This window comes from Providencia sp. 2023EL-00965 (genome assembly GCF_033550225.1).
Taxonomy (GTDB): Bacteria; Pseudomonadota; Gammaproteobacteria; order Enterobacterales; family Enterobacteriaceae; genus Providencia; species Providencia manganoxydans.
In genome coordinates, this window is record NZ_JAWUEH010000005.1 from 109251 (window position 1) to 131871 (window position 22621).

The window sequence follows — 22621 nt, forward strand, 5'->3', positions numbered from 1 at the left end:
ATGTCAAATCAGCGGTTTTCATCAAACAATGATGAGGCGATTAACAGTAATTAACCGTTAATGAATTTCTCACCAAGCTCGATATCTTTTTTCAGTACTTCTAGCATCTCTTTCAGTGCTTTTTGTTCAAAGTCACTCAACTTACCGAAAGAGATATGCTCTTCAATACCATTTTTACCTAAGCGAACTGGTTGAGCGAAGAAGCGTGCATGTTCACCATCACCTTCTGTGTAAACACACTCAATCACATTAGGTTCACCTTGCAGACCACGGATCAGGGATAAACCAAGACGTGCAGCTGCTTGGCCCATAGACAGCGTTGCAGATCCGCCACCCGCTTTTGCTTCAACAACCTCGGTACCCGCATTTTGAATACGCTTAGTTAATGCAGCGACTTCTTCATCAGTGAAGTTCACACCAGGGATTTGAGATAATAAAGGTAGGATAGTCACGCCAGAGTGCCCGCCGATAACTGGCACTTCGATCTCGTGAGTTTTTTTGCCTTTCAGTTCAGCAACGAAAGTATTAGAACGAATAATATCCAGTGTTGTCACACCAAATAGACGGTTTTTGTCATATACACCTGCTTTTTTCAGTACTTCAGCAGCGATAGCAACCGTGGTGTTAACTGGGTTAGTGATAATACCGATCAATGCTTTCGGGCAAGTCACCGCAATTTGTTGCACTAAATTACGAACGATACCTGCGTTAACATTAAATAGATCTGAACGATCCATACCTGGCTTACGTGCAACACCTGCCGAGATCAGAACAACATCAGCACCTTCTAGCGCTGGAGTTGCATCTTCACCTGAGAAACCAACAACTTTAACGTCGGTAGGAATGTGGCTAAGGTCTGCGGCGACACCTGGAGTTACTGGTGCGATGTCGTAGAGAGAGAGTTCTGAACCTGCTGGGAGCTGATTTTTAAGAAGAAGGGCCAAAGCCTGACCGATACCACCTGCTGCACCGAGAACTGCAACTTTCATTCTGAAACTCCTTTATTTGTACTTTAAAAAGTATATGAATTCATCTTGTTATGTATTTAGTACATTACCGATAAAAAACAATTCATTAACAGATGCTGAAACATATTAACGCAAATAATTTTTCACATTGATTCTGTCTATTCTAAACAAAATCCTTATCTGTTAATGAGATAACGGGCACTTTTTTAACAAATAGTTTTTATCACTATTGATTTTTGCATAATAAACTGTTTTTACTGCTAATCATGACTTACTTCACAAAGTGATTAACAAAAAATTTACACCTTTTATTAGCAAATTGCATTATCTCTCTATGCGATCAGCCAAATTTTCTCACTAAAATAGGTAACTACTTAAAATAAATTACTATTTTGTTCATTTAATTCATCGCAAATTCAGTATATAAAATCATCATCACGCAATTTTGTTGCATAAAAATTCACATTTACGGATAATGCAACTCAATTTATTGTCAAAGGATGGGTTAATTATGCGTACACCGTCTAAACAAGAAGACTTGGTTAAGGCTTTTAAAGCCCTACTTAAAGAAGAGAAATTTAGTTCTCAGGCAGAGATAGTGATCGCGCTGCAAGAACAAGGGTTTGAAAATATCAACCAATCTAAAATTTCCAGAATGCTAACAAAGTTCGGTGCTGTGCGCACTCGTAACGCAAAAATGGAAATGGTCTATTGCTTACCAACGGAGCCGGGCGTACCGACTGCCACTAGCCCATTAAAAAATCTTGTTCTTGATATCGACTATAACCACTCTGTGGTTGTGATTAGAACGAGTCCAGGCGCAGCACAACTTATCGCCCGTTTATTAGATTCTTTAGGCAAAGCAGAGGGGATTTTAGGAAGTATCGCGGGTGACGATACCATTTTTTCAACCCCTGCCAATAACTTCACTACAAAAGAGCTTTACGAAGCGATTCTCACTCTGTTTGATCAAGAGCTTTAATAAAAATACTCTTACAGGCGGGAGCTTCTCGCCTCTTCACTTGGATATTTTGTTGCTGACCTGTCTTTATATAGCCGGTTTATTAGCAATAGCAATGAAAAGGCAGCCTAAGCTGCCAATATATTCGTTATACTTCTAACCGTAGTGTCGTTGGCTGCACTTCAATTAGTTAGAATATAGTTTAATGAGAAAGCATTACTCTTCGTGAGCAGATTCGGCTTTCTTTTTTAGTTCTGCCAATAAATTACTATGGATCCCACCAAAGCCACCATTGCTCATGACTAAAATATGATCACCTGGCTGTGCCGTTTCGATCACCATATTAGTCAATGTTTCAATATCAGAGCTCCAGCGCGCAGGTTGAACACAATTTTCTGCAATATCAGTGACCATCCAAGGAATATTAGGCGGTTGGAACAAGAACACTTCATCAGCACGCCCAAGCGCTGGCGCGATATCATTTTTGTTGATCCCCATCTTCATGGTATTAGAGCGAGGTTCCAGTACTGCAATAATACGCGAAGTACCACCAACTTTGCTGCGTAATGCCTCTAAAGTCGCTAAAATCGCCGTTGGGTGATGCGCAAAATCATCATAAACACTGACATCATTTTCAACACCACGTAATTCTAAGCGACGGCGGGCATTGATAAATTTATCCAATGCTCGGCAAGCTTCTTCAGCGGGAACACCAACATGATGCGCGGCGGCAATCGCCATTAACCCATTATGAATATTGTGATTACCCACTTGCGACCAGTTTACTTCACCCACTTTTTTAGTTTGGTAGAAAACTTCAAATTGGCTGCCATCATGGTTTAATTTACGTGCTTGCCACTCACCATGTTCACCAACAAATTCTTGTTCGCTCCAGCACCCCATCCCCATTACTTGCTTTAAGTTCGAATCATTATCAGGCATAAAAATTTTGCCACTACTTGGTACAATGCGAACTAAGTGATGGAATTGCTTTTGGATTGCTTCAAGGTCATCAAAAATATCTGCATGGTCGAATTCGAGATTATTGAGCACCAATGTTCTTGGGCTGTAATGCACAAATTTCGAGCGTTTATCGAAAAATGCACAATCATATTCATCAGCTTCTATCACAAAAAATGGGCTTTCTCCCAATTGTGCGGAAACCTCAAAATTTCCTGGTACACCACCAATTAAAAACCCTGGTTTGTAGCCACAATCTTCTAAAATCCACGCTAACATACCCGCGGTTGTGGTTTTACCATGAGTGCCCGCAACGGCAAGCACCCAACGCTCAGGCAGCACATGATCATGTAGCCATTGAGGGCCAGAAGTATAAGTTAAACCTTTTTCTAATACAGCTTCTACGCATGGATTACCGCGGGTCATTGCATTGCCAATAACCACCATATCAGGAGTGGGTTCGAGCTGACTAGGATCATAACCTTGAATTAGTTCAATACCTTGTTTTTCGAGCAGCGTACTCATAGGAGGGTACACGTTTGCATCAGAGCCCGTGACTTTATGACCAAGTGAACGAGCCAGTATTGCCAAGCTTCCCATAAACGTACCGCAAATACCCAAAATATGTATGTGCATTATTTTCCATCCAATAGCATGAGGTTTGTCACTATTCTACCCATCAAATACAGGTTTATAAATGCATTAACCTATGAATCTTTTTTTAATTTAGATAAACTCCACGCGCAGGGTAAGGTACAATCCCTCCCTGCAAACCTCTGTCAATTATATTCAGGACCTTCGTCATGAAAACATTAGGCGAATTCATCGTCGATAAGCAACAAGATTTTCCTCATGCAACAGGAGAGCTGACGGCGTTACTGTCAGCGATTAAACTGGGCGCTAAAATTATCCATCGTGATATTAATAAAGCTGGACTGGTAGACATTCTTGGCACGAGCGGTGTTTCGAATGTTCAAGGTGAAGTCCAAATGAAGCTTGACCTGTATGCAAATGAAAAACTGAAAGCGGCTTTGAAAGCACGCGGAGAAGTTGCCGGTATTGCCTCTGAAGAAGAAGACGAAATTGTCATTTTCGAAGGTGACCGTGCAGAAAACGCGAAATACGTCGTTTTAATGGATCCACTGGATGGTTCTTCAAATATCGATGTAAACGTTTCCGTCGGCACAATCTTCTCAATTTACCATCGTATAACTCCAATTGGCCAACCTGTGACTGAAGCTGATTTCTTGCAGCCAGGCCATCGTCAAGTCGCCGCTGGCTATGTTGTTTATGGCTCATCAACCATGCTAGTTTATACTACGGGTTGTGGCGTGCATGCCTTCACTTATGATCCATCTCTTGGCGTATTCTGCCTATCTCATGAGAAAGTCATGTTTCCAGCAGAAGGAAAAATGTATTCAATCAACGAAGGTAACTATATCAAGTTCCCTATGGGGGTTAAAAAATACATTAAGTACTGCCAAGAACAAGATGAGGCAACTGGGCGTCCATATACGACACGTTACATTGGTTCATTAGTCGCAGATTTCCATCGTAACTTGCTAAAAGGTGGCATTTATATCTACCCAAGCACAGCAAGTCATCCAAATGGTAAACTTCGTCTATTGTACGAGTGCAACCCAATTGCTTTCCTTGCAGAGCAAGCTGGCGGTAAAGCGAGTAATGGCCGTGATCGTATCTTAGATATTATCCCAAGTGAGCTTCACCAACGAGCACCGTTCTTTGTTGGAACTGAGTCTATGGTTGAAAAAGCAGAATCATTCATGCGTGAATTCCCTGACACTGAATAATCTGTTTCACTGAGCAAAGGCGGGAAATCTCGCCTTTTTTGTTTTGCATTCTCAGCTTTTTTTTATGAATGTCCTACCAACTAGTGAGTTTTACCCCTCTTTACGGCTATAATACCCCCCACGTTATGTATCAATCATGATAGCAGTTGTATTTTTTACGACTTAACATATTGATGACTATATTAGTTTTTAACATAAAGGATACTTTTCCATGGGCCTGAACAATGTACCGGCAGGTAAAGAACTGCCAGAAGATATCTACGTTATTATCGAAATCCCTGCTAACGCAGATCCAATCAAATATGAAGTTGATAAAGACTCTGGCGCTCTGTTTGTCGATCGTTTCATGTCTACCGCGATGTTCTATCCATGTAACTATGGTTACATCAACCACACGCTGTCTTTAGACGGTGATCCTGTTGATGTGTTAGTCCCTACCCCATACCCATTACAACCGGGTTCAGTGATCCGTTGCCGCCCAGTTGGCGTACTGAAAATGACTGATGAGTCAGGTGAAGATGCGAAACTGGTTGCAGTACCACACACTAAACTGAGCAAAGAATACGATCACATTAAAGATGTGAACGATCTGCCTGAATTACTGCGCGCACAAATCACACATTTCTTTGAACACTATAAAGATCTCGAAAAAGGTAAGTGGGTTAAAGTTGATGGTTGGGATAATGCAGCAGCCGCTAAAGCTGAAATCATCGCTTCTTTCGAACGCGCTGCAAAGAAATAATTAACCCTTTCGGGGGATACTCTAAATAATTCGAGGTGCAGCAAGGACAAGCGAATAAATCGCTAGCAGCATAGAAAACGGTGTGACTGGCGTGAGCAAGCTAGGCCAACAACGCTGCAACTTGAAGTATGACGAGTATATAAGGCTCTAACAGGACTGTTAGAGCCTTTTTCATATCTGAAAAACGCCGATATCCTATATGAGATATCGGCATTTACTGACACTACTCTTCTTCGTGGCGTTTTAGCCAATCACCACTCTTGATGCGGTGCAAGCCGTCAACGGAATGACGATAGAGGTAAATCCAAGCATTACCATATGGCGTAGAAATTAATTCACGGACATAGTCCTGTGAGTTTTTCTTTAGCTCATCTAATTCAGTCAAAATAGAGGGATTGATACGGTAAACTTCGCATTCAATCACCCCATCTCCTTTGACAACTGCTGGATAATACCCAAGATCGTAAAGCTCATAGCCTTCTAACTTATGCTCTCCAAGTAATTGAGCATAAGTCATCCAGTGATGATTTCCCTGCTTGCGCCTTAAACTGCCATAAACAATTACACGCATATTCTAAAACTCAAATTGGTAAAGGAGATCAAGAGCCTGATTAACACCAGACACTGCTTCCAAATATAATTTAGGCATTAATCGATAACGTAATGTTAGCGTTGCCAATGAATCAAATATACCAACACCATACTTAATTTGTAGGTCGTTAGTAATTTTGCCGCTCACGACCACTTGGGATTTATCACCTACCCCTTGGGTATCGAGCGCCAGATCAGATACCCCAAATGTCTCACCAATTTTACCGACAAGCTGTCCACTTTGTGCCACACCAAGCCCAATGAGCATTGAGGTCATCTGAGAGCCATTAGCATCTCCGCTATCTAATCCTTCTCCGCGTAACAGATAGGATAGTGCTTCTTGCTGAGTTTTGGCTGGCTCAGAGAATATCTCGACTTTTGGTTTGTCTGCAAGTCCTGTGACCTTAACGCCTGCAATAACACCATCAGCCGTGTTATCTGGATTACGAATAGCCTCTAGATTCAAGAACGGCTGTTCCGGTGGCCCAGAGAACTGAATTTGCCCTTTACGTACAAGCAAATCTTGGCCGTAAGCATGGAAACGCCCTGACGGGATATCAATTTGCCCATTGAGACTCAAGCCTTGTTTGTTTTGCAACACTTTCAGCATACCCGTTAAGCGCGCTTTCAAACCAAAGGCATCCAATTGCACATCATTACCAATTTTAATATCCAAATTAGTTTGAATTGGAATTGGCGTACTAGTTTCATCAATTGGCTTCAGATCACTGTCTAACATGACCACATCAGAAGATGCCCCTACCGCTGATTCAGGGATCTCCTGTACGGTAATACGCGCCCATGGGATATTCACACTACCATTTAGCGTCAGTAGTGAAGGTGAAGCTTCAAATACAATATCAGGCTGCACATCGACTTTGATCATCGGTGGGATAGAGACACGCAGGTTATTCCCCACAGCCATCACCTTGGCTCGCCATGCATCCACTTTACGCCAATCCGCATCACCATTGATGTTGAGATAACCTTCTGGCGTATTGATTTGACCAGTCATCACCGAGCTTGTGCCATTAAAAGCAATGCCTAAATTACCACTTTTAATATCAAATGGAATTAATGACGATTTCACTTCCAATCCAGAAAGTGCCAAATTACCATTCAACAATGGATTATTGGCACTACCACCGAGGCGTAAATTGGCATTTAAGTCACCATTTGCCACTTCTTTCTCGCCAATCAGTGGCTTAATCATGGCTAATGTAATAGCGTTGATTTCCACATTACCTGAAAGTTGACGTTTTTTCTCAATGTCAGAAACTTGGATATTACCTTTCAGTTGACCGTTATTAGCAATTTTAAATAACCAATTCAAATTGGCTTTACCATTTTGTAATGCGGCACTGAGCGTCAGTGTTTCAAACTCCAATGGTAAACGCGTGCCATCCACTAGCTGAACGGCTTTGACACCATTGCCTTTCAGATCAATTTTAGCTTGTGGCAAGCTACCATTATCTTTCCATACTACGTTAGCCTTGCCACTGAAAACACCTTGAACACGCGTTTCATCGGTTAGGAAAGGTTTTAACATCGCCAAATCAAAGCGCTCTAACACGATGTCAGCACTACCACTTTTTCCAGCTTTGATCGGTTTTGGCACACAAAGACGTGCATTCGTATTGACCCAGCAATGGGTTCCGATCGTCACTTCTTGTGTTTGATTGGCATAATCCAATGCCATAACTTTACTCAGCTGCCATTCACCAACAGGGGTTTCAAATAGCGTATTGCTTAGGTTACCTTTCCATTGCTCTGTTTGACGATCGAAACCACCCGCTAAGGTTAAATGACCTGAAACAGGCTCACCTTTGACATCTAATTTTAAAGTGTGCTTTTTCTCGCTGCCTTTAGCGTCTAATGTCAAATTGCTGACCACAAGGTCACCTTGTTTTAACTGGCGTACAACAACGGATAAATCGCCTTTGATTTGCTCGCCAGAAGCAACATTACCTTTAATGGCCACATTATCGATAGCAAGGTCTTTTTGCCATCTAACGCCACGTGCTGTTAAATCAGCTACCACTTCAGGGGCGGTGAGATCGCCTCGTAACTTAATGTCACCAAGAATGACGCCGCCTAAGCCTGGTAGAATACCATCCAGCCCCGGCGCGTTAATTTTCGCATCTAAGTTCCATTTCTCAGCAAGATTTCCTTTAACATCCAACTGATTTTTGCCTAAGGCAAGTTTGAATTCAGGTATATCCCACTGCCCAGCCGCATTACCTGAAGCTTGGCCACGTGCTTTTAAAACGTTATTTTTCACATTGCCATCAAGGGAAATATCTGGGATTTGCATTTGCCAGCTACCGCCATACAAACTCCCTCGCGTGGCGATCTTACCATCAACCTTCGCTGGCCATTCGGGCCATTGTTTGGCGGTATTAATACCCGATAGCGTCAGCACTGCATTCCAACTGATCGCCTTACTCCAATCTGCCACCCCCGTAATATCTGCATTACCTTGCAGAGCGGCTAAGCGTAGGCGGGTAATGTTAATTTGCTCTTCATTACCTTTCGCGTCTAACATCAGAGTTGACGGTGGAATTTCTTGACCTGTAATCGCTGAACGCAGTGATAAATCATAGGCAGATGGACGCCCGTTTAAACGTAAACGCGTGCCATCCAGTTGATACTGAGCATCGCCTACCAAAGGCCATGTTAACTTTTGGCTTTCTAAGGTCAGTAAAATAGGTAGATCGGCTTGACCAAGGTCAGTTTCCGCATTCAATGTTGCATTAATGGGGCCACTAAGATTTAAAGCCAATTTTAGTTCTTCAAGCAATCCGCCTTTCAAGGATAAATCAATTTTTTGGCCATTTAGGTCATCAAGACGACTTTCCCCTGTAATCGATAGGGATACAGGCCACTTATCTTTTAAAGTTGCCGTACCTGACAAAGCAACATTGCCTTGTGGTGCATCAACAGTAAACTGTTTCAGTAAAACATTTTGCCCATCATTAGACAGCTGCAAGCGCAAATCATTGATAGATGCCTCTGTTGCACCAGAAAGTTGTAGATTCGAACCATTGATACCCTCAACATTCAAATCAACAGGTAAAATGACCTCAGGCAATTCAGCTAATAAAGGTTTTTCAAACAATGCCTTTAGCGTTTCACCTATCGGCTTCTCTTCACCCACAGGGGTTTCTGGCACTGGCTGCTCAGGCTGCTTTTCTTCACTGACAGGTAAATTAATCGCTAAATCAATGATGTCAGTCGGGGCTAATGTCAGTGCTTTTTTCTGCCAATGCAATCCCGTTTTGAACTTCGCTAAATCAATATTCGTTCCATCAACAGTCACTTTAGTTGATGTTAATTGCAGCTGATTGAGGCTGATAGTTAATGGCGCATTCAATTCCGTTAACGGCTCTGAAGGCGGAGTTTCTTCCGAAGGTGGCATTTTTGAAGTATCAACATCGACCACAACATTCTCAGTCGAAAGATCGTCAATGCACAATTCACGATGAGTTAAGCAACGTAAACGTAAAGCAAGATGGATTTTCTCTGCATTCACATCGACACCCGGCATTTGATATTTAACGCCTGCTAAGGTTAAGTCGCGAATGTCACCTTCAATAGAACTGATTTCCAGCCCCGGAACGAAGCGCGTTGCGCTATTTAGTGCAAAATGCAGGCCTGATTGCGTACCAAGTACCCATCCCAATGCCACAAAGACTAAGACCAGTACTAATAAAACGGCGAGACTTATCCATTTAAACCACTTCATCCATTTCATAGTTCAGTCCCCAAGCCGATATAGAATTGAATCTTATTATTATCAGGGTCACCTATCGGGGTTGCCAAATCAAACTTAATTGGCCCTACTGGTGAAACCCAACGGACACCAATACCCGCCCCCGTTTTAAAATCACTTTTCTTAATGTCATTAACCGCTTCACCGCTATCAATGAAGGCTGCTCCCCACCAATTCCCCGTGAAGTTGTAATCATATTCGATAGAGCCTACCACCAGTTTTGATGCCCCTGTCAGCTTGCCCTTGCTATCTTCTGGTGAAATTTTTTGGTAGCCATAACCACGCACACTGCCATCACCCCCCGCGAAGAAACGTAAATCAGGTGGCACTTTGTCAAAGTTATTGGTTTCGATCCAACCTAAATTGCCTCTGACAACAAAGCGGTGTCCTTCCCAAGGTGAACGGATCCACACTTGTTTCGTTTGCAAGACAAGAAAATCGATATCAGAACCCCAGATTTCATTAGAGTAATCGATTGAATAACGTTGGCTATCTCCCCAACTTGGCATGACCCCACCGCGCTGACGAATTCGACTTACATTTGCTCCAGGGTAAAGTAACATGGTGGTATTCGTTACATCGGCCTGCGTAAAGTGGCTCAGCATCCAACGCATATTAACGCCATACTGCCAACCACTTGAATAATCCCAGTTACGTGACACATTCAAAGTCGTTGTATCTGATTCTGTATCGTTTAAATCAGTGCGCTTATAACCCCCTTGGACCGCATAATATTGCTCAAGTGGATTCGCTTTTAGGGGGATTTTGTAGCTCGCGTCAATGATTTGCTCTGGCTGAGATAAACTAATATTGGACGTAATACTTTGCCCACGCGAGTTTACCCATGGCCGATTCCACGTCGCTTTTACTCGAGGACCAACATCTGTCGCATAGCCGCCGCCTAACTCAACAAAGTTTTTTGCCCGAGGAACCATCACGCCTTCCATCGGTAAGATATCTGTATGGTTCTCACGCGCTTTGGCAATATTTGGCGTCACAATTGAGGAAGTAAACCAACCTGTTTCTGCAAGTCTACGGTTAAACTCAGCAAGCTGCTCTGAAGTATAGTATTCACCTTCTTTGAAAGGCGCTAAGTTGTTGAGGTAATCAGAGCGAATTTGTGAGCCTTCATAGGAAATAGCACCGAAACGATAACGTTCACCACTATTAAAATCGAAATCCCAATAAGAAGCATGATGATCTAATGAAATACCCAGTTGGCTTTTTTCCATAACGGCATCAAAGTAGCCTTCACGGATAGCTAAACTGCTAAATTTCCCTTTAAAACTTTCATATTCGCCATCATTTTGAATAGTCCCTATTTTAGGGGTATTATTTTTTATCATTTTGGCATAGTTGGGGTCAGTTTTTGCGCCCCCTTCTAATATCACCTTCACGCCTTGCACCGTGACCGGTTCACCTAACGTGACTTTTGCCGTTAATATTGAACGTGCGGGAGGCTTGTTTTCTTGATAACTAAACTCAATCTTAGGCTCATAATAGCCAAGTGGTCTTAGCCCTTCTTCGATCGCTTTAGTGACTCGAGCGCGAAAACGACCATTAGGAGCCACTTCATCTTGAGAAATATTGGAAAGTTGAACGCGGACGTTCTGATTTGTTTGCCCTTCAAGTCCTTCAATATTAAGGCGAAGATTTGCACCATACGCTACAGGCACAGCCGCCGTTAAGCAGAGAAAACAGATGATAGGGTATTTTGACACGCCCGCTCCTAAGATCATTGATAGTTTGACTAAACACTTAATATCAATTTATTTTGAGTAAAATAAACATTAGATACAAGTTTTTATCCTAATTTACTCTAAATAATTCAAGTTTCAGCTAGCCGACACGCGAACGAGCCGCTAGCAGCATAGAGTACTCTGTGACTGGCACGAGTGAACGTAGTCAACAACGCTACAACTTGAAATACGATGAGTATTTTTACTTAAATTGCACACCATCACTTATAAGGTTCTGTTATGTCTTCCAATAAATTACACCCAGTGAGTATTTCACAAGCATTACCCGGTCGACAATGTGCGATCCCTCATTCACCATATCATGCAGTTAACCATCATTCGATTGATAATATTCCGAACAATACTGAAACGGCTTATTTTGCTATGGGCTGCTTTTGGGGTGTAGAGCGACTATTTTGGCAACAACCGGGGGTATATTCAACATCTGTCGGCTACAGCAGGGGGATCACCCCAAACCCAACTTACGAAGAGGTTTGCACTGGCCTAACTGGCCATACAGAAATTGTCCGTGTTGTCTTTGATCCACAAGTCATTAGCTACGCTGATTTATTAACCCTATTTTGGGAGAATCATGATCCTGCCCAAGGCATGCGTCAAGGTGGTGATATTGGAACCCAATATCGTTCAGCAATCTACACAATTTCTGAATCACAGCAACAGCAAGCACAAGCCACACTGAATGCCTATCAACAAGCAATGAAGGCACAACAAGACTCACGAACCATCACCACTGAAATTGCACCATTAGATGCGTTTTATTTTGCAGAAGACTATCATCAACAATACTTACACAAAAATCCAGCGGGCTACTGTGGATTAGGGGGGATTGGGATTTGCTTGCCGCCAAACATAAACTTATACTCTAAATAATTCGAGATGCAGCTAGGCGACAAGCGAAGATAGGCGAGGAGCATAGATAAACTCTATGACTTGGCTAGCTTAGTGCAGCCAACAACGCTACAACTTGAAGTATGACAAGTATAGGCAGATAATTTAACCTAATGCTATACTAACGTGACTAACCAAATTTTGCGCACTCCGCGCCACTTTTATCTGTGTAGTAAGGACAGTTACCTTCAGGGGATCCTACATTACCAAGGATCATATGTTCCTGAAGGTATTATCTGGATAATTTATGCTTAATAGTTTACTGATCGTTCTTTTATTATGTGCAATTAGCGCATTTTTTTCGTTGTCAGAAATTTCACTGGCAGCCTCCCGCCGCATTAAATTGAAACTGATGGCCGATGAAGGCAATATCAATGCAGCTCGCGTTCTCAAATTACAAGAAATGCCGGGTAAATTCTTTACTGTGGTACAAATCGGCCTAAATGCTGTCGCCATTTTAGCGGGTATTGTTGGTGAATCCGCCTTTTCTCCCGCACTACAGGATATTTTTATTAACTTCCTATCACCTGTTTGGGCACAACAGGTCGCCTCTATTCTGTCATTCACCATTGTCACTAGCCTATTCATTTTAGTCGCTGACTTAACGCCTAAACGTATTGGCATGGTAAAACCAGAAGCGATCGCGGTCCACATTGTCAATCCAATGCGCTTTTGCCTCGCAGTACTTAGTCCATTTGTATGGTTTTTTAATGGCCTTGCTAACCTTATCTTCAAAATTTTCAAATTGCCTACAGCACGTAATGAAGATATCACGTCTGATGATATTTTTGCGGTCGTTGAAGCAGGTGCAGTGGCAGGTGTATTACGTAAACAAGAACATGAGCTGATTGAAAACGTATTTGAATTAGAATCTCGTACAGTTCCTTCAGCAATGACGCCACGTGAAAGTATTATTTACTTTGATAAGCAAGAATCTGAAGACAGCATCAAACATAAAATATCAACAGAGCCTCATTCGAAGTTTTTGGTATGTAACGGTGACATTGACCATGTGATTGGCTATGTTGACTCAAAAGTACTGCTGAATCGCGTACTAAATGGACAAAGCCTGAATTTAAAAGATGGTGTACATATTCAGCCTGCATTAATGATCCCTGATACGCTATCGCTTTCTGATACCCTAGAGGCATTCAAAGCCAATGGCGTTGATTTTGCGGTTATTCTTAATGAATATGCCATGGTCATGGGGGTGATCACGATTAATGACGTTATGATCACATTAATGGGTGACCTACTCGGCCCCGGACAAGAAGAACAAATTGTCACACGTGACGAGAACTCATGGTTAGTCGAAGGTGGCACACCAATTGAGGATGTACAGCGTATTCTTGATATTGATGATTTCCCTGATTTCAGCAACTACGAAACCATCGCAGGGTTTATGATGTACCGCCTGAGAAAAATGCCAAAACGTACGGACTATGTGAAGTATGCAGGTTATAAATTCGAAGTGGTCGATATTGATAACTATAAGATTGACCAGCTGCTTGTGACTCGTCTAACGACACCACCAGCACCCGTTGTCGTACAAGCAGGTAAAAACAACACCGAAACGGCTAACGCAGAACAACCAACAAAAAATATCAAAGATTAATGTCTTACAGCGAAGCCGTTTCTTGTTAACGCGCCACTTTATGTGGCGCTGTTTTTAGCTCAATAGCAACACAGCATAACTATTGATACTAACAGCAATCACCCCAACTCAGTTTGCAAAACAAGAATTTGTTTGTTCACCTCACTCATCACATTGTAATGGCGTTTATCACCCACCTTAGGTGGTAAAATCTTGCCATAGTTAAATTCAAAAGCGCCAAAATCCTTAATATATAGGCGACCACGGAATAGCGTTTTAACGTAGAGTGCAATTTTGGATGGGTTATAACGGTTAAATATTTTCATTAGAACTTTTCCTTTCCTTTTGTCTGACGATACTCGTTCACTCATACCGCTCGTTAATAATAGACCAGCAATGTTTACTTTGGTTCGATTATTGCAGTTTTATTCAATTCATTTACAGAAAATGACACTGCAAACTCTCTGTCAATAACCGCAAAAACTGTGTAGTTATGCTAAATTTTGCAAAAATGTTAATTTTCATCTCACAACTCATCGGATGAGCTATGCTATAACAGTAACTACTTAGTACCTTCACCGTCACACATTGCCATTTGATGTAAGGCAATCACAAAAATGAGGTAATATAATGATTAAAAAGAATTTTTTATTTGCTTGCTTACTGGCTTTATCATCAACCGCTTTTGCAAGCCAAATCCAGCTCAATCAACCCGTTCCAGCCGTTACTGTGACAGACAAAGGTGAAATGCTCTTAAACCAAGAAGGGAAATTTTCATACCAAGAGTGGAAAAGCCAACAGTTACCGGGAAAAGTTCGGACAATTCAGCATATTGCAGGCCGCTCCTCCGCGAAAGAGCTCAATGCACCATTAATTGAAGCGATCAAAAAAGCCAGCTTCCCACATGATAGTTATCAAACGACCTCAATTATTAATGCCGATGATGCTATTTTTGGTACAGGCGTGTTTGTTAGCAATAGTGTTGAGGACAGCAAAAAAGAATTTCCTTACTCACAATTTATTGTCGATAGCGACGGTGTTGTGAAGCAAGCTTGGAGCCTCGCCCCTGAAAGCTCAGCGATTATCATATTGAACAAACAAGGCAATGTACTTTATTTTAAAGATGGCGCACTCACAGCCCCTGAAATCAATAAAGTGATTGAGCTGATTAAAACTGAATTAACTAATTAGTATTACTTAACCGCTAGTACACAGTAACTGTGTACTAGCGAATAGCATAAAAATTGAAAATGTCGATTACAAAAACAGACAGTTATTCTGAATTATGTCTCAAGCGTTATGATCAACATTATGAATAATTATCCTGAATAGAGTCATAAAAAATCATCACTCTAGATAATATTGGTGAGCTATTATGACTCTAATCAATTCCTGAGTAATAATACCTATATTCTCAGCTTGGAATTATTTTTCTATACTCGTTATACTTCAAGTTGCAGGGTTGTTGATTACACTCAGCGAGTCGAGTCATAGAGTTTATCTATGCTCCCCGCCTATCTTCACTTGTCGCCTATCTGCATCTCGAATTATTTAGAGTATATACCCCATTTTTATTTAATATTCTTAAGCTCGATAATCTAATTATATATTTAACTTAGGGTTGCGCTGTTGTATTATCTAAACTTATATTAAATTTTTATAATAGGAATACTCAAATGGCGAATATTATCTATCTTACGTTAAAAGGAAACAAGCAAGGACTAATCTCAAAGGGGTGCTCAACAATAGATTCAATTGGAAATAAATATCAAAATGGACATGAAGATGAGATCCTCATTCATGAACTATCTTCTAACTTATCAATGGATCAAAATGTGAGTTTTCAACCCATCGATATTAGAAAACCAATAGATAAATCGTCCCCACTACTCTCGCAATCTTTAGTATCTAACGAAATATTAACTTGTGACTTTGCTTTCTATAGAACATCAATGAGTGGTGGGCTAGAATTATATTACAAAATAAAATTAACAGGGGCATCAATTGTTAGTTTAAATTGCTTTTACCCTAATTCAGTTAGTCATAACCAAGCTCAACCAGAAGAATCTGTATCGATTAAGTTTCAGTCGGTCACATGGGAACATGTCATTGCAGGAACCAGTTCGTACAGCATATGGGATGAGAGGGTTTTCTAAATGTTTTCTACCCCAGAAGAAACTTTTGAATGGTATGCAAATGAGTTAAGAAAAGTGGGAATTTTTGCACGTAACTTTCCTGATAATGTTGGATTTAGAATTGTTAAATGGACTAGTGAAAATTATAAAAGAAAATTAGCGCTAGGAAATAAACCAATGTTATTGTATGCAGCAACGACCTCAATAATTAAATTAAAATTAATTCTTGAATTGAATCAAGAAAAAAAATAAATTTTTAACTTGATCTTTAAATAGAAAAAAAAAGGTATTCTTTTTGTTAATGACATTATAAAAGTAAATATTATCACAGGAACTAAATATGCGATTGTTAAAGGTATTAGCGATAGAATTAATGGGGCCCCCATAAAAAAACAAGTGTTATGTAATTTATTATAAAAATTAAAATTAATACTCTTGGTGTTTTTTTACTTGCTATTGATTCTTCAAACCATGAGTCAAAACTATCTGCAGTTCCAATAGATGAATGGATTAAACTAAGTTTGGCAATATCATCTTTACTTAACTTATCTATGTTTCGTCTTTTCACTATGGCCTCATACAATAATCTATTCTTGTTTATTATAGTAGCTGTAAATAATATAAATCATCACTTTCATTTAACTTACTTATTATTTCATTTAGTTTTTCTTTTTTAACTTTTGTTTTTTCTTCTGTTTTCATTTTTAAATTTCATATATATGGTTATTATCGTGTAGTTTATTATCAATATGTTGTTTTATAGTATGATATTATATCACACTATTTTTGTTTTCTCCCAGAAAGACCGTCACACAAAATCCACCCGTTTCTCTATTAGAAAATTCAAGTCTTAAATGGTGTAACTCCGCAATACGTTTCGCAATAGAGAGGCCTAAACCGCTTCCTGTTTTTTCTTGCCCAGCAGGTCGATAGAAGCGTTCGCCTAACCGCGCTAATACCTCTTTGGTGACCCCTTCCCCATCATCTTTAATGGCAAGATAACGGTAATTCAGTTCAATATCTATTCTCCCACCCGTTTTGCCATAACGAATAGCATTATGAAGAAGATTTCGTAGCAAAATGGCTAGCAGTAACCGCTGTCCCATAATCGGTGGCGGTTCATTGAGTACTGAGACTTCAACGGTGACTTGTGCTGCTTTCGCTTCTGAGTCAGCCTCTTGTACTGATGATTCGATTAATGCAGACCATTGTAACTGCTCGATATCATCAAGCTGTGATAACGATTCTAAACGGGATAAGGTCAGCAATTGGTCAACGAGGCGTGTTGCTCGATCAATACCTTCAGATAAATTGGCCACCGCATGCTGACGGATCGCCGCATCTTGTCCTGCAATTTGTACCACTTCGGCTTGCACTTTCAACGCAGCTAATGGGCTACGTAATTCATGTGCCGCATCAGAGGTGAATTGCCGCTCTCGCGTAAACATGATTTGGATGCGCTCAAATAAGCTATTAAGCGCATCTAACAACGGTTTCACTTCTGAGGGTAATCGTTTTACGTTAACCGCATTGAGCTCATTAGGCTGCCGTCGATAGAGCTGGGCAGCCACTTGACGTAAAGGACGAAGTGCACGGGTCAATAACCATAAAAATAAAACTAACATCACGGGTAGTGCTATTAGCCAAGGTAAAAACTGGGCGACCATAATATCTTTTGCCAGATCTTGCCGATATTCCCATTCTTGCCCTACCGCAATGATGTATTGCCCGTCAGACGATTTTAGCCAAACAAATCGCCACTCATCATCACTGCCCTTCACTTTGCCTTCGCTAAAACCTTCACGACGAAAGTCGAAGGCTATTTTTCGGCCATTGTCGCCATCATTCAGTAACATTTCACCTTGTGGGCTAAAAATAGCAAAGGCCAATGCATCATCATCTTGATTACCACGGTTTTTACGTAATATTTTCTTCGTTTTGGCTAATGAAGAGCCAGCAAAATCTAAGTCTGAAGGGAGAACCGATAAACGTTTCGCAAATACCATCTGCTGAGTATCAAATAACTCATTAATGGTCTTATAGGTTTGGTGCCACGCCAGTAAACTGGCCACTCCCCACGTCATTAACGCAAGTAGTAATAACATCAAGGTCAATTTTAAGCGCAAGCTAAAAGTTTTCATGCATTTTCACCTAAGCGGTAACCGACCCCATGGACTGTACGAATAAAGTTTGTACCTAACTTACGACGTAAATGATGAATATGTACTTCGACTGCATTGCTTGAAACGTCATCATCCCAGTTATACAGTTTTTCTTCGATTGCTGCTCGAGACAATACTTTATTTGGATGGTGTAAAAATAGAGACAATAGTGCTAATTCTTTGCTTTTTAGCTCAACCAACTCACCGTGACATGTCACGGTCATCGCTACAGGATCTAATTCAACATCACCATGCTTCAAGGTCGGTGTTAATTGACCACTACGCCGACGGATCAGAGCCTGCAAACGGGCTGCAACTTCAACTAATGCAAAAGGTTTACACAAATAATCATCGGCCCCTTGTTGTAGGCCTTGTACGCGTTGATCCAACGCATCCCTTGCGGTCAAAATTAAAACAGGTTCCTCTCGGCCTTGTTTGCGCCAATGTTTTAAAATATCCATACCATCTAAACTGGGTAAAGAGAGATCTAAGATCACGGCATCATAAGGTGCATCGAATAATGCCGTTTGCCCTTGCTTACCATCAGTAAACCAGTCAATCGTGAAGCCAAGTTGGCTTAAACCCACCTTTAAACCATCACCAATTAACCTGTCATCTTCTATCAGCAAAATACGCATGGCCATCTCCCTCATTCGAATATTAATATATTTATCTAATTAATAGGCCGATGACTAGCTATAATTAGCTAAATTAAAAAACTATTCTTTTATTACGACTTCTTAAGATCTTGTTAAGAACTTTTTGTTTTAATAGCCTCCGTCAACAAATTTAAGTAATCAATGGAGAGAACCACGATGAAAAAACTACCTATTATTGCAATGATCGCTGCTCTTGCTTCTGCACCTGTATTTGCGGCAACAGGTGGATTTGACGGCCCAGGATCAGCACCACAAACTTCATCCACTCAAGCAGGTGGCTTTAATGGCCCGAATAGCGGTGAAACTACTGTTGCCAAAGCACTTGAACTATCAGATGACAGCTGGGTAATTTTACGTGGAAATATCGTGAAACAGTTAGATCAGAAGCATTATGAATTTACTGATGGCACAGGCACTATCAATCTTGAGATTAGTCCAAAACGTTGGAACGGCCTCAATGTGACCCCAAAAGATAAAGTAGAAATCCGTGGTAAAATTGATAAAGATTGGAATTCTCGCGAAGTCGAAGTTAAGCAAATTCAAATCATTCAATAAACCTTAAAAAATACGAAGAGGGGCCTTGCCCCCTTTTCGCTAACATTTTTCCCCTCAATATTTATCATGCAAACTGTCATAGACTCTTATTTTCGGGCACTAACGATAATGTTAGATTAATTATTACCACCATTATGAAGGTAATATCATGTCCGCTAAACATCCCAAAGTGCGCAATATCCGTGAAACTTTACTCTCTGATAATTGGTACACCCTCAAGAAATACACTTATGAGCTACAACGTAGCGATGGAAACTGGCAAGAGCAGAGCCGAGAATCTTATGATAGAGGCAATGGCGCTGTCATTTTGCTCTATAATCGCAGTAAAAATACCATTGTCCTGATCCGCCAATTTCGGCTTCCTTTATATATCAGCGGCTACAATCAATTTCTTATCGAAGCTGCTGCTGGGTTACTCGACAATGCTTCCCCCGAAGAAAGAATTATCGCTGAAGCAGAAGAAGAAACTGGCTTTAAGGTACAAAAAATCGAAAAAGTTTTTGAAGCTTATATGAGCCCCGGCTCAGTCACCGAAAAGCTGTATTTTTATATTGCTGAATACCATGATCAAGATCGCTTAAATTTAGGTGGCGGACTCGCTGATGAAGGGGAAGATATTGAAGTATTAGAGTGGGCATTTCCCAGAGCATTACAAGCGATCAAAAACGGTGAAATTGTCGATGGTAAGACAATTATGCTCATACAACACGTAGCATTAAATAATATATTAAAAAACACTTAATATAACATTTTATATTTCTCTATTTTCCTTCTCGATACGAATTGAGAAGGAAAATTAAATCATGTTTATTTGGATTTATAGATTTTTCATTATGTTACATTTTTTACAAGTATGCCAATCAAGATAAATAATCATTTATAATCAATAAGATATATATTTTTCTTTTTTTCTACCATTATCTTCTAAAAACATCCCGCTAATTACTACAGTATTTATTTTAATTAGAATAAGTTACAATGTATTAATGAATTATCTCTTTTAAAAGGTAACAAAATATATTCATTTGGCTTTTACCAATTTAGGAAACGTCTTTTTATGAATATCTTTTATTGGTTTTTTATCCATTCAATAGTGCAAAATACAAAGTAAGGGGTTAATAATATGATACGTTGTGTTCGTATGTGGACCGGTGAAGATGGTAACTCTCTTTTTGAAGAAGGCACGATAGAATTAAGTGGTGAAGCAAGAGGTGACAATGAAACACCCGCGATTGCAGTGAGTGAACTTTCATTTCGCGAAACCACATCAGGCGGATCATGGGATTGGCACAAAGATCCTGTTCCACGTTATGTGCTGACGCTGACGGGTACGCTAGAATTTGAAACCAAAGATGGTTCAACATTTATCATCAAACCCGGTGATGTTTTATTAGCACAAGATAATACAGGCACTGGCCACAAATGGCGTTTAATCGGTGATGACCCATGGCGCCGTGCTTATGTTGTGTATCAAGAAGGCACTGAACTGTGTTTTAAGCCCACTAAGCAGTAGGAGTTTTTAATGAGTAAGCCTATTTCTGAACAAGTCGATATCGCGCTAATTGGTGCCGGTATCATGAGTGCAACATTGGGAACTTTTTTAAAAGAGCTCGAGCCATCACTCAACATCGCCGTATTTGAAAGACTCAATGATTGCGCACAAGAAAGTTCTCATCCATGGAACAACGCAGGTACAGGCCACGCCGCTAACTGTGAAATGAATTACACGCCACCGAATCCAGATGGTACGGTAGATATCAGTAAAGCACTTGAAGTCAATACTGAATTTGACCTCTCTCGCCAGCTTTGGTCTTATCTCGTCACCAAAGGTAAAATTAAAGATCCACGTGACTTTATTCATCCGTGCCCACATATGAGCTTTGTTTGGGGCGAAGACAACGTAAAATTCTTAAAGCAACGCTACCAGCAGATGTCTGCTCACCACTGTTACCACAATATGGAATACAGTGATGATCCAAAACAGATCAACGAGTGGGCTCCACTGATCATGGAAGGCCGTGATCCTAAAGAAGCGATTGCCGTTACCCGTGTTAATACCGGTGCAGATGTCGATTACGGTGCACTAACGCATTTATTAATGGCGCAACTCAGCGAACAATCCGGTTTTTCCGTTCACTATAAACATGAAGTCATCGACGTTAAAAAAACAGCCGATGGTAGATGGAATATTGAAGTTAAAAACCTACTTACCCATGAAAAAACCATTACCTCTGCAAAATTCGTGTTCGTAGGTGCAGGTGGCCGTGCGATCGAATTACTACAAAAATCAGGGATCCCTGAAGGCAAAGGCTATGGTGGTTTCCCAGTTAGTGGTATCTGGCTACGTTGCGATAACGAAGAAATTGCCTCTCGTCACCACGCAAAAGTGTATGGTAAAGCGGATAAAGGTTCACCACCAATGTCTGTCCCACACTTAGATACACGCATTATTGGTGGTAAGCGCTCCCTATTATTTGGACCTTATGCAGGTTTTTCGAGTAAATTCCTTAAACATGGTTCCTATTTAGATCTGTTCGAATCCGTTAAATTGAATAACCTTGAGCCAATGCTTGCGGTTGCAAAAGATAACTGGTCGCTAGCAGAATACTTAGTAGGCCAAGTGTTGCAAACATCTGCTCACCAATTTGCCATGCTGCAACAATTCTACCCAGAAGCGCAGCATGAAGACTGGAAAGAAGTGGTCGCAGGCCAGCGCGTGCAGATCATTAAACCAGATCACGACAAAAAAGGTGTTTTAGAATTCGGTACCGAACTCATCACCAGTGCCGATAAGTCATTTACTGTCTTGATGGGTGCGTCACCGGGAGCTTCTACAGCTGCCTTCATCGCCTTGAATGTATTGAAAACCTGCTTTGCAGAGCAATTAAATTCAGATGGCTGGGAAGCACGCTTGAAAGATATTATTCCAACTTATGGAATTGACTTAAAAGTTGATGCCAAAGCTTGTCTTGATATTCGAGCTGCTACGGCAAAAGTATTAAAACTGGATAATTAATTCAATAAGGGTGGAAAATAATCATTTTTCCACCCTTCTTTATTTTA

General features: G+C 40.7%; 21 protein-coding genes. 12 read left to right on the top strand and 9 right to left on the bottom strand.

Features of this window, described 5'->3' with window-relative positions; genetic code table 11:
• Nucleotides 1-50: 50 nt before the first annotated feature.
• Nucleotides 51-989 (bottom strand): malate dehydrogenase, encoded by a 939-nt coding sequence (gene mdh / locus SC428_RS08700; RefSeq protein ID WP_140181067.1) that lies wholly within the window; start codon nucleotides 987-989, stop codon nucleotides 51-53.
• A 490-nt stretch (nucleotides 990-1479) separates the two neighbouring features.
• Between mdh and argR the strand changes: the two genes are divergently transcribed.
• On the top strand, nucleotides 1480-1950 hold the full coding sequence (gene argR / locus SC428_RS08705; RefSeq protein ID WP_070925602.1) for a transcriptional regulator ArgR: 471 nt from the start codon (nucleotides 1480-1482) through the stop codon (nucleotides 1948-1950).
• 195 nt (nucleotides 1951-2145) lie between these two features.
• On the opposite strand, the gene mpl is transcribed toward argR, so the two are convergent.
• Nucleotides 2146-3525 carry a UDP-N-acetylmuramate:L-alanyl-gamma-D-glutamyl-meso-diaminopimelate ligase gene (mpl, locus tag SC428_RS08710; protein WP_283125979.1) on the bottom strand — a complete coding sequence of 460 codons (1380 nt, stop codon included), beginning with the start codon at nucleotides 3523-3525 and terminating at the stop codon, nucleotides 2146-2148.
• A 167-nt stretch (nucleotides 3526-3692) separates the two neighbouring features.
• On the opposite strand from mpl, the gene fbp reads away from it, so the two are divergent.
• Together fbp and ppa are read left to right on the top strand one after the other, a co-directional pair.
• Nucleotides 3693-4700 (top strand): class 1 fructose-bisphosphatase, encoded by a 1008-nt coding sequence (gene fbp / locus SC428_RS08715; protein ID WP_140181069.1) that lies wholly within the window; start codon nucleotides 3693-3695, stop codon nucleotides 4698-4700.
• A gap of 211 nt (nucleotides 4701-4911) precedes the next feature.
• Entirely contained in the window at nucleotides 4912-5442 is a 531-nt protein-coding gene (gene ppa, locus SC428_RS08720; RefSeq protein ID WP_070925606.1) for an inorganic diphosphatase, read from the top strand.
• 223 nt (nucleotides 5443-5665) lie between these two features.
• On the opposite strand, the gene SC428_RS08725 is transcribed toward ppa, so the two are convergent.
• The 3 genes from SC428_RS08725 to tamA are packed head-to-tail and all read right to left on the bottom strand — an operon-like array spanning nucleotide 5666 to nucleotide 11526.
• A complete protein-coding gene (locus SC428_RS08725; RefSeq protein WP_070925608.1) occupies nucleotides 5666-6013 on the bottom strand; it encodes a gamma-glutamylcyclotransferase in 348 nt (115 codons plus the stop codon).
• A 3-nt stretch (nucleotides 6014-6016) separates the two neighbouring features.
• Nucleotides 6017-9787 (bottom strand): autotransporter assembly complex protein TamB, encoded by a 3771-nt coding sequence (gene tamB, locus SC428_RS08730; protein WP_318707108.1) that lies wholly within the window; start codon nucleotides 9785-9787, stop codon nucleotides 6017-6019.
• Nucleotides 9784-11526, bottom strand: a complete 1743-nt coding sequence (gene tamA, locus SC428_RS08735) for an autotransporter assembly complex protein TamA (protein ID WP_070925613.1) — start codon at nucleotides 11524-11526, stop codon at nucleotides 9784-9786. Before tamA ends, tamB begins: the two co-directional genes overlap by 4 nt.
• Nucleotides 11527-11784: 258 nt before the next feature.
• Here tamA and msrA point away from each other — a divergent pair, with 258 nt between their 5' ends.
• Nucleotides 11785-12435 carry a peptide-methionine (S)-S-oxide reductase MsrA gene (msrA, locus tag SC428_RS08740; protein WP_318707111.1) on the top strand — a complete coding sequence of 217 codons (651 nt, stop codon included), beginning with the start codon at nucleotides 11785-11787 and terminating at the stop codon, nucleotides 12433-12435.
• A 265-nt stretch (nucleotides 12436-12700) separates the two neighbouring features.
• Nucleotides 12701-14068: a hemolysin family protein gene (locus SC428_RS08745; protein ID WP_070925616.1), complete on the top strand. Its 1368-nt coding sequence runs from the start codon at nucleotides 12701-12703 to the stop codon at nucleotides 14066-14068.
• A gap of 98 nt (nucleotides 14069-14166) precedes the next feature.
• On the opposite strand, the gene SC428_RS08750 is transcribed toward SC428_RS08745, so the two are convergent.
• Nucleotides 14167-14373, bottom strand: coding sequence for a DUF1107 domain-containing protein (locus SC428_RS08750; protein ID WP_070925618.1), 207 nt, complete (start codon nucleotides 14371-14373; stop codon nucleotides 14167-14169).
• 304 nt (nucleotides 14374-14677) lie between these two features.
• On the opposite strand from SC428_RS08750, the gene SC428_RS08755 reads away from it, so the two are divergent.
• The 3 genes from SC428_RS08755 to SC428_RS08765 all read left to right on the top strand — a co-directional run bounded on the left by SC428_RS08755 (nucleotide 14678) and on the right by SC428_RS08765 (nucleotide 16434).
• Nucleotides 14678-15238 (top strand): YtfJ family protein, encoded by a 561-nt coding sequence (locus SC428_RS08755; RefSeq protein ID WP_070925619.1) that lies wholly within the window; start codon nucleotides 14678-14680, stop codon nucleotides 15236-15238.
• A 485-nt stretch (nucleotides 15239-15723) separates the two neighbouring features.
• Nucleotides 15724-16203, top strand: coding sequence for an Hcp family type VI secretion system effector (locus SC428_RS08760; RefSeq protein WP_070925621.1), 480 nt, complete (start codon nucleotides 15724-15726; stop codon nucleotides 16201-16203).
• A complete protein-coding gene (locus SC428_RS08765; RefSeq protein WP_318707116.1) occupies nucleotides 16204-16434 on the top strand; it encodes a hypothetical protein in 231 nt (76 codons plus the stop codon).
• A 118-nt stretch (nucleotides 16435-16552) separates the two neighbouring features.
• Here SC428_RS08765 and SC428_RS08770 read toward each other — a convergent pair whose 3' ends face one another.
• From SC428_RS08770 to qseB, 3 genes are all read right to left on the bottom strand, one after another.
• A complete protein-coding gene (locus SC428_RS08770) occupies nucleotides 16553-16750 on the bottom strand; it encodes a hypothetical protein (protein WP_318707118.1) in 198 nt (65 codons plus the stop codon).
• Between the two features lie 202 nt (nucleotides 16751-16952).
• Nucleotides 16953-18323, bottom strand: a complete 1371-nt coding sequence (qseC, locus tag SC428_RS08775; RefSeq protein WP_070925626.1) for a quorum sensing histidine kinase QseC — start codon at nucleotides 18321-18323, stop codon at nucleotides 16953-16955.
• Complete coding sequence (qseB, locus tag SC428_RS08780; protein WP_140181079.1) at nucleotides 18320-18982, bottom strand: quorum sensing response regulator transcription factor QseB; 663 nt, start codon at nucleotides 18980-18982, stop codon at nucleotides 18320-18322. Before qseB ends, qseC begins: the two co-directional genes overlap by 4 nt.
• Before the next feature lie 177 nt (nucleotides 18983-19159).
• Here qseB and SC428_RS08785 point away from each other — a divergent pair, with 177 nt between their 5' ends.
• The 4 genes from SC428_RS08785 (at nucleotide 19160) to mqo (ending at nucleotide 22574) form a co-directional block, all read left to right on the top strand.
• Nucleotides 19160-19558, top strand: coding sequence for a YgiW/YdeI family stress tolerance OB fold protein (locus tag SC428_RS08785; protein ID WP_070925630.1), 399 nt, complete (start codon nucleotides 19160-19162; stop codon nucleotides 19556-19558).
• Between the two features lie 148 nt (nucleotides 19559-19706).
• Nucleotides 19707-20300: an NUDIX domain-containing protein gene (locus SC428_RS08790; protein WP_140185975.1), complete on the top strand. Its 594-nt coding sequence runs from the start codon at nucleotides 19707-19709 to the stop codon at nucleotides 20298-20300.
• A 381-nt stretch (nucleotides 20301-20681) separates the two neighbouring features.
• A complete protein-coding gene (locus SC428_RS08795; protein WP_070925632.1) occupies nucleotides 20682-21071 on the top strand; it encodes a hypothetical protein in 390 nt (129 codons plus the stop codon).
• Nucleotides 21072-21080: 9 nt separating this feature from the next.
• Nucleotides 21081-22574 (top strand): malate dehydrogenase (quinone), encoded by a 1494-nt coding sequence (gene mqo / locus SC428_RS08800; RefSeq protein ID WP_070925634.1) that lies wholly within the window; start codon nucleotides 21081-21083, stop codon nucleotides 22572-22574.
• The last annotated feature ends 47 nt before the right edge of the window (nucleotides 22575-22621 follow it).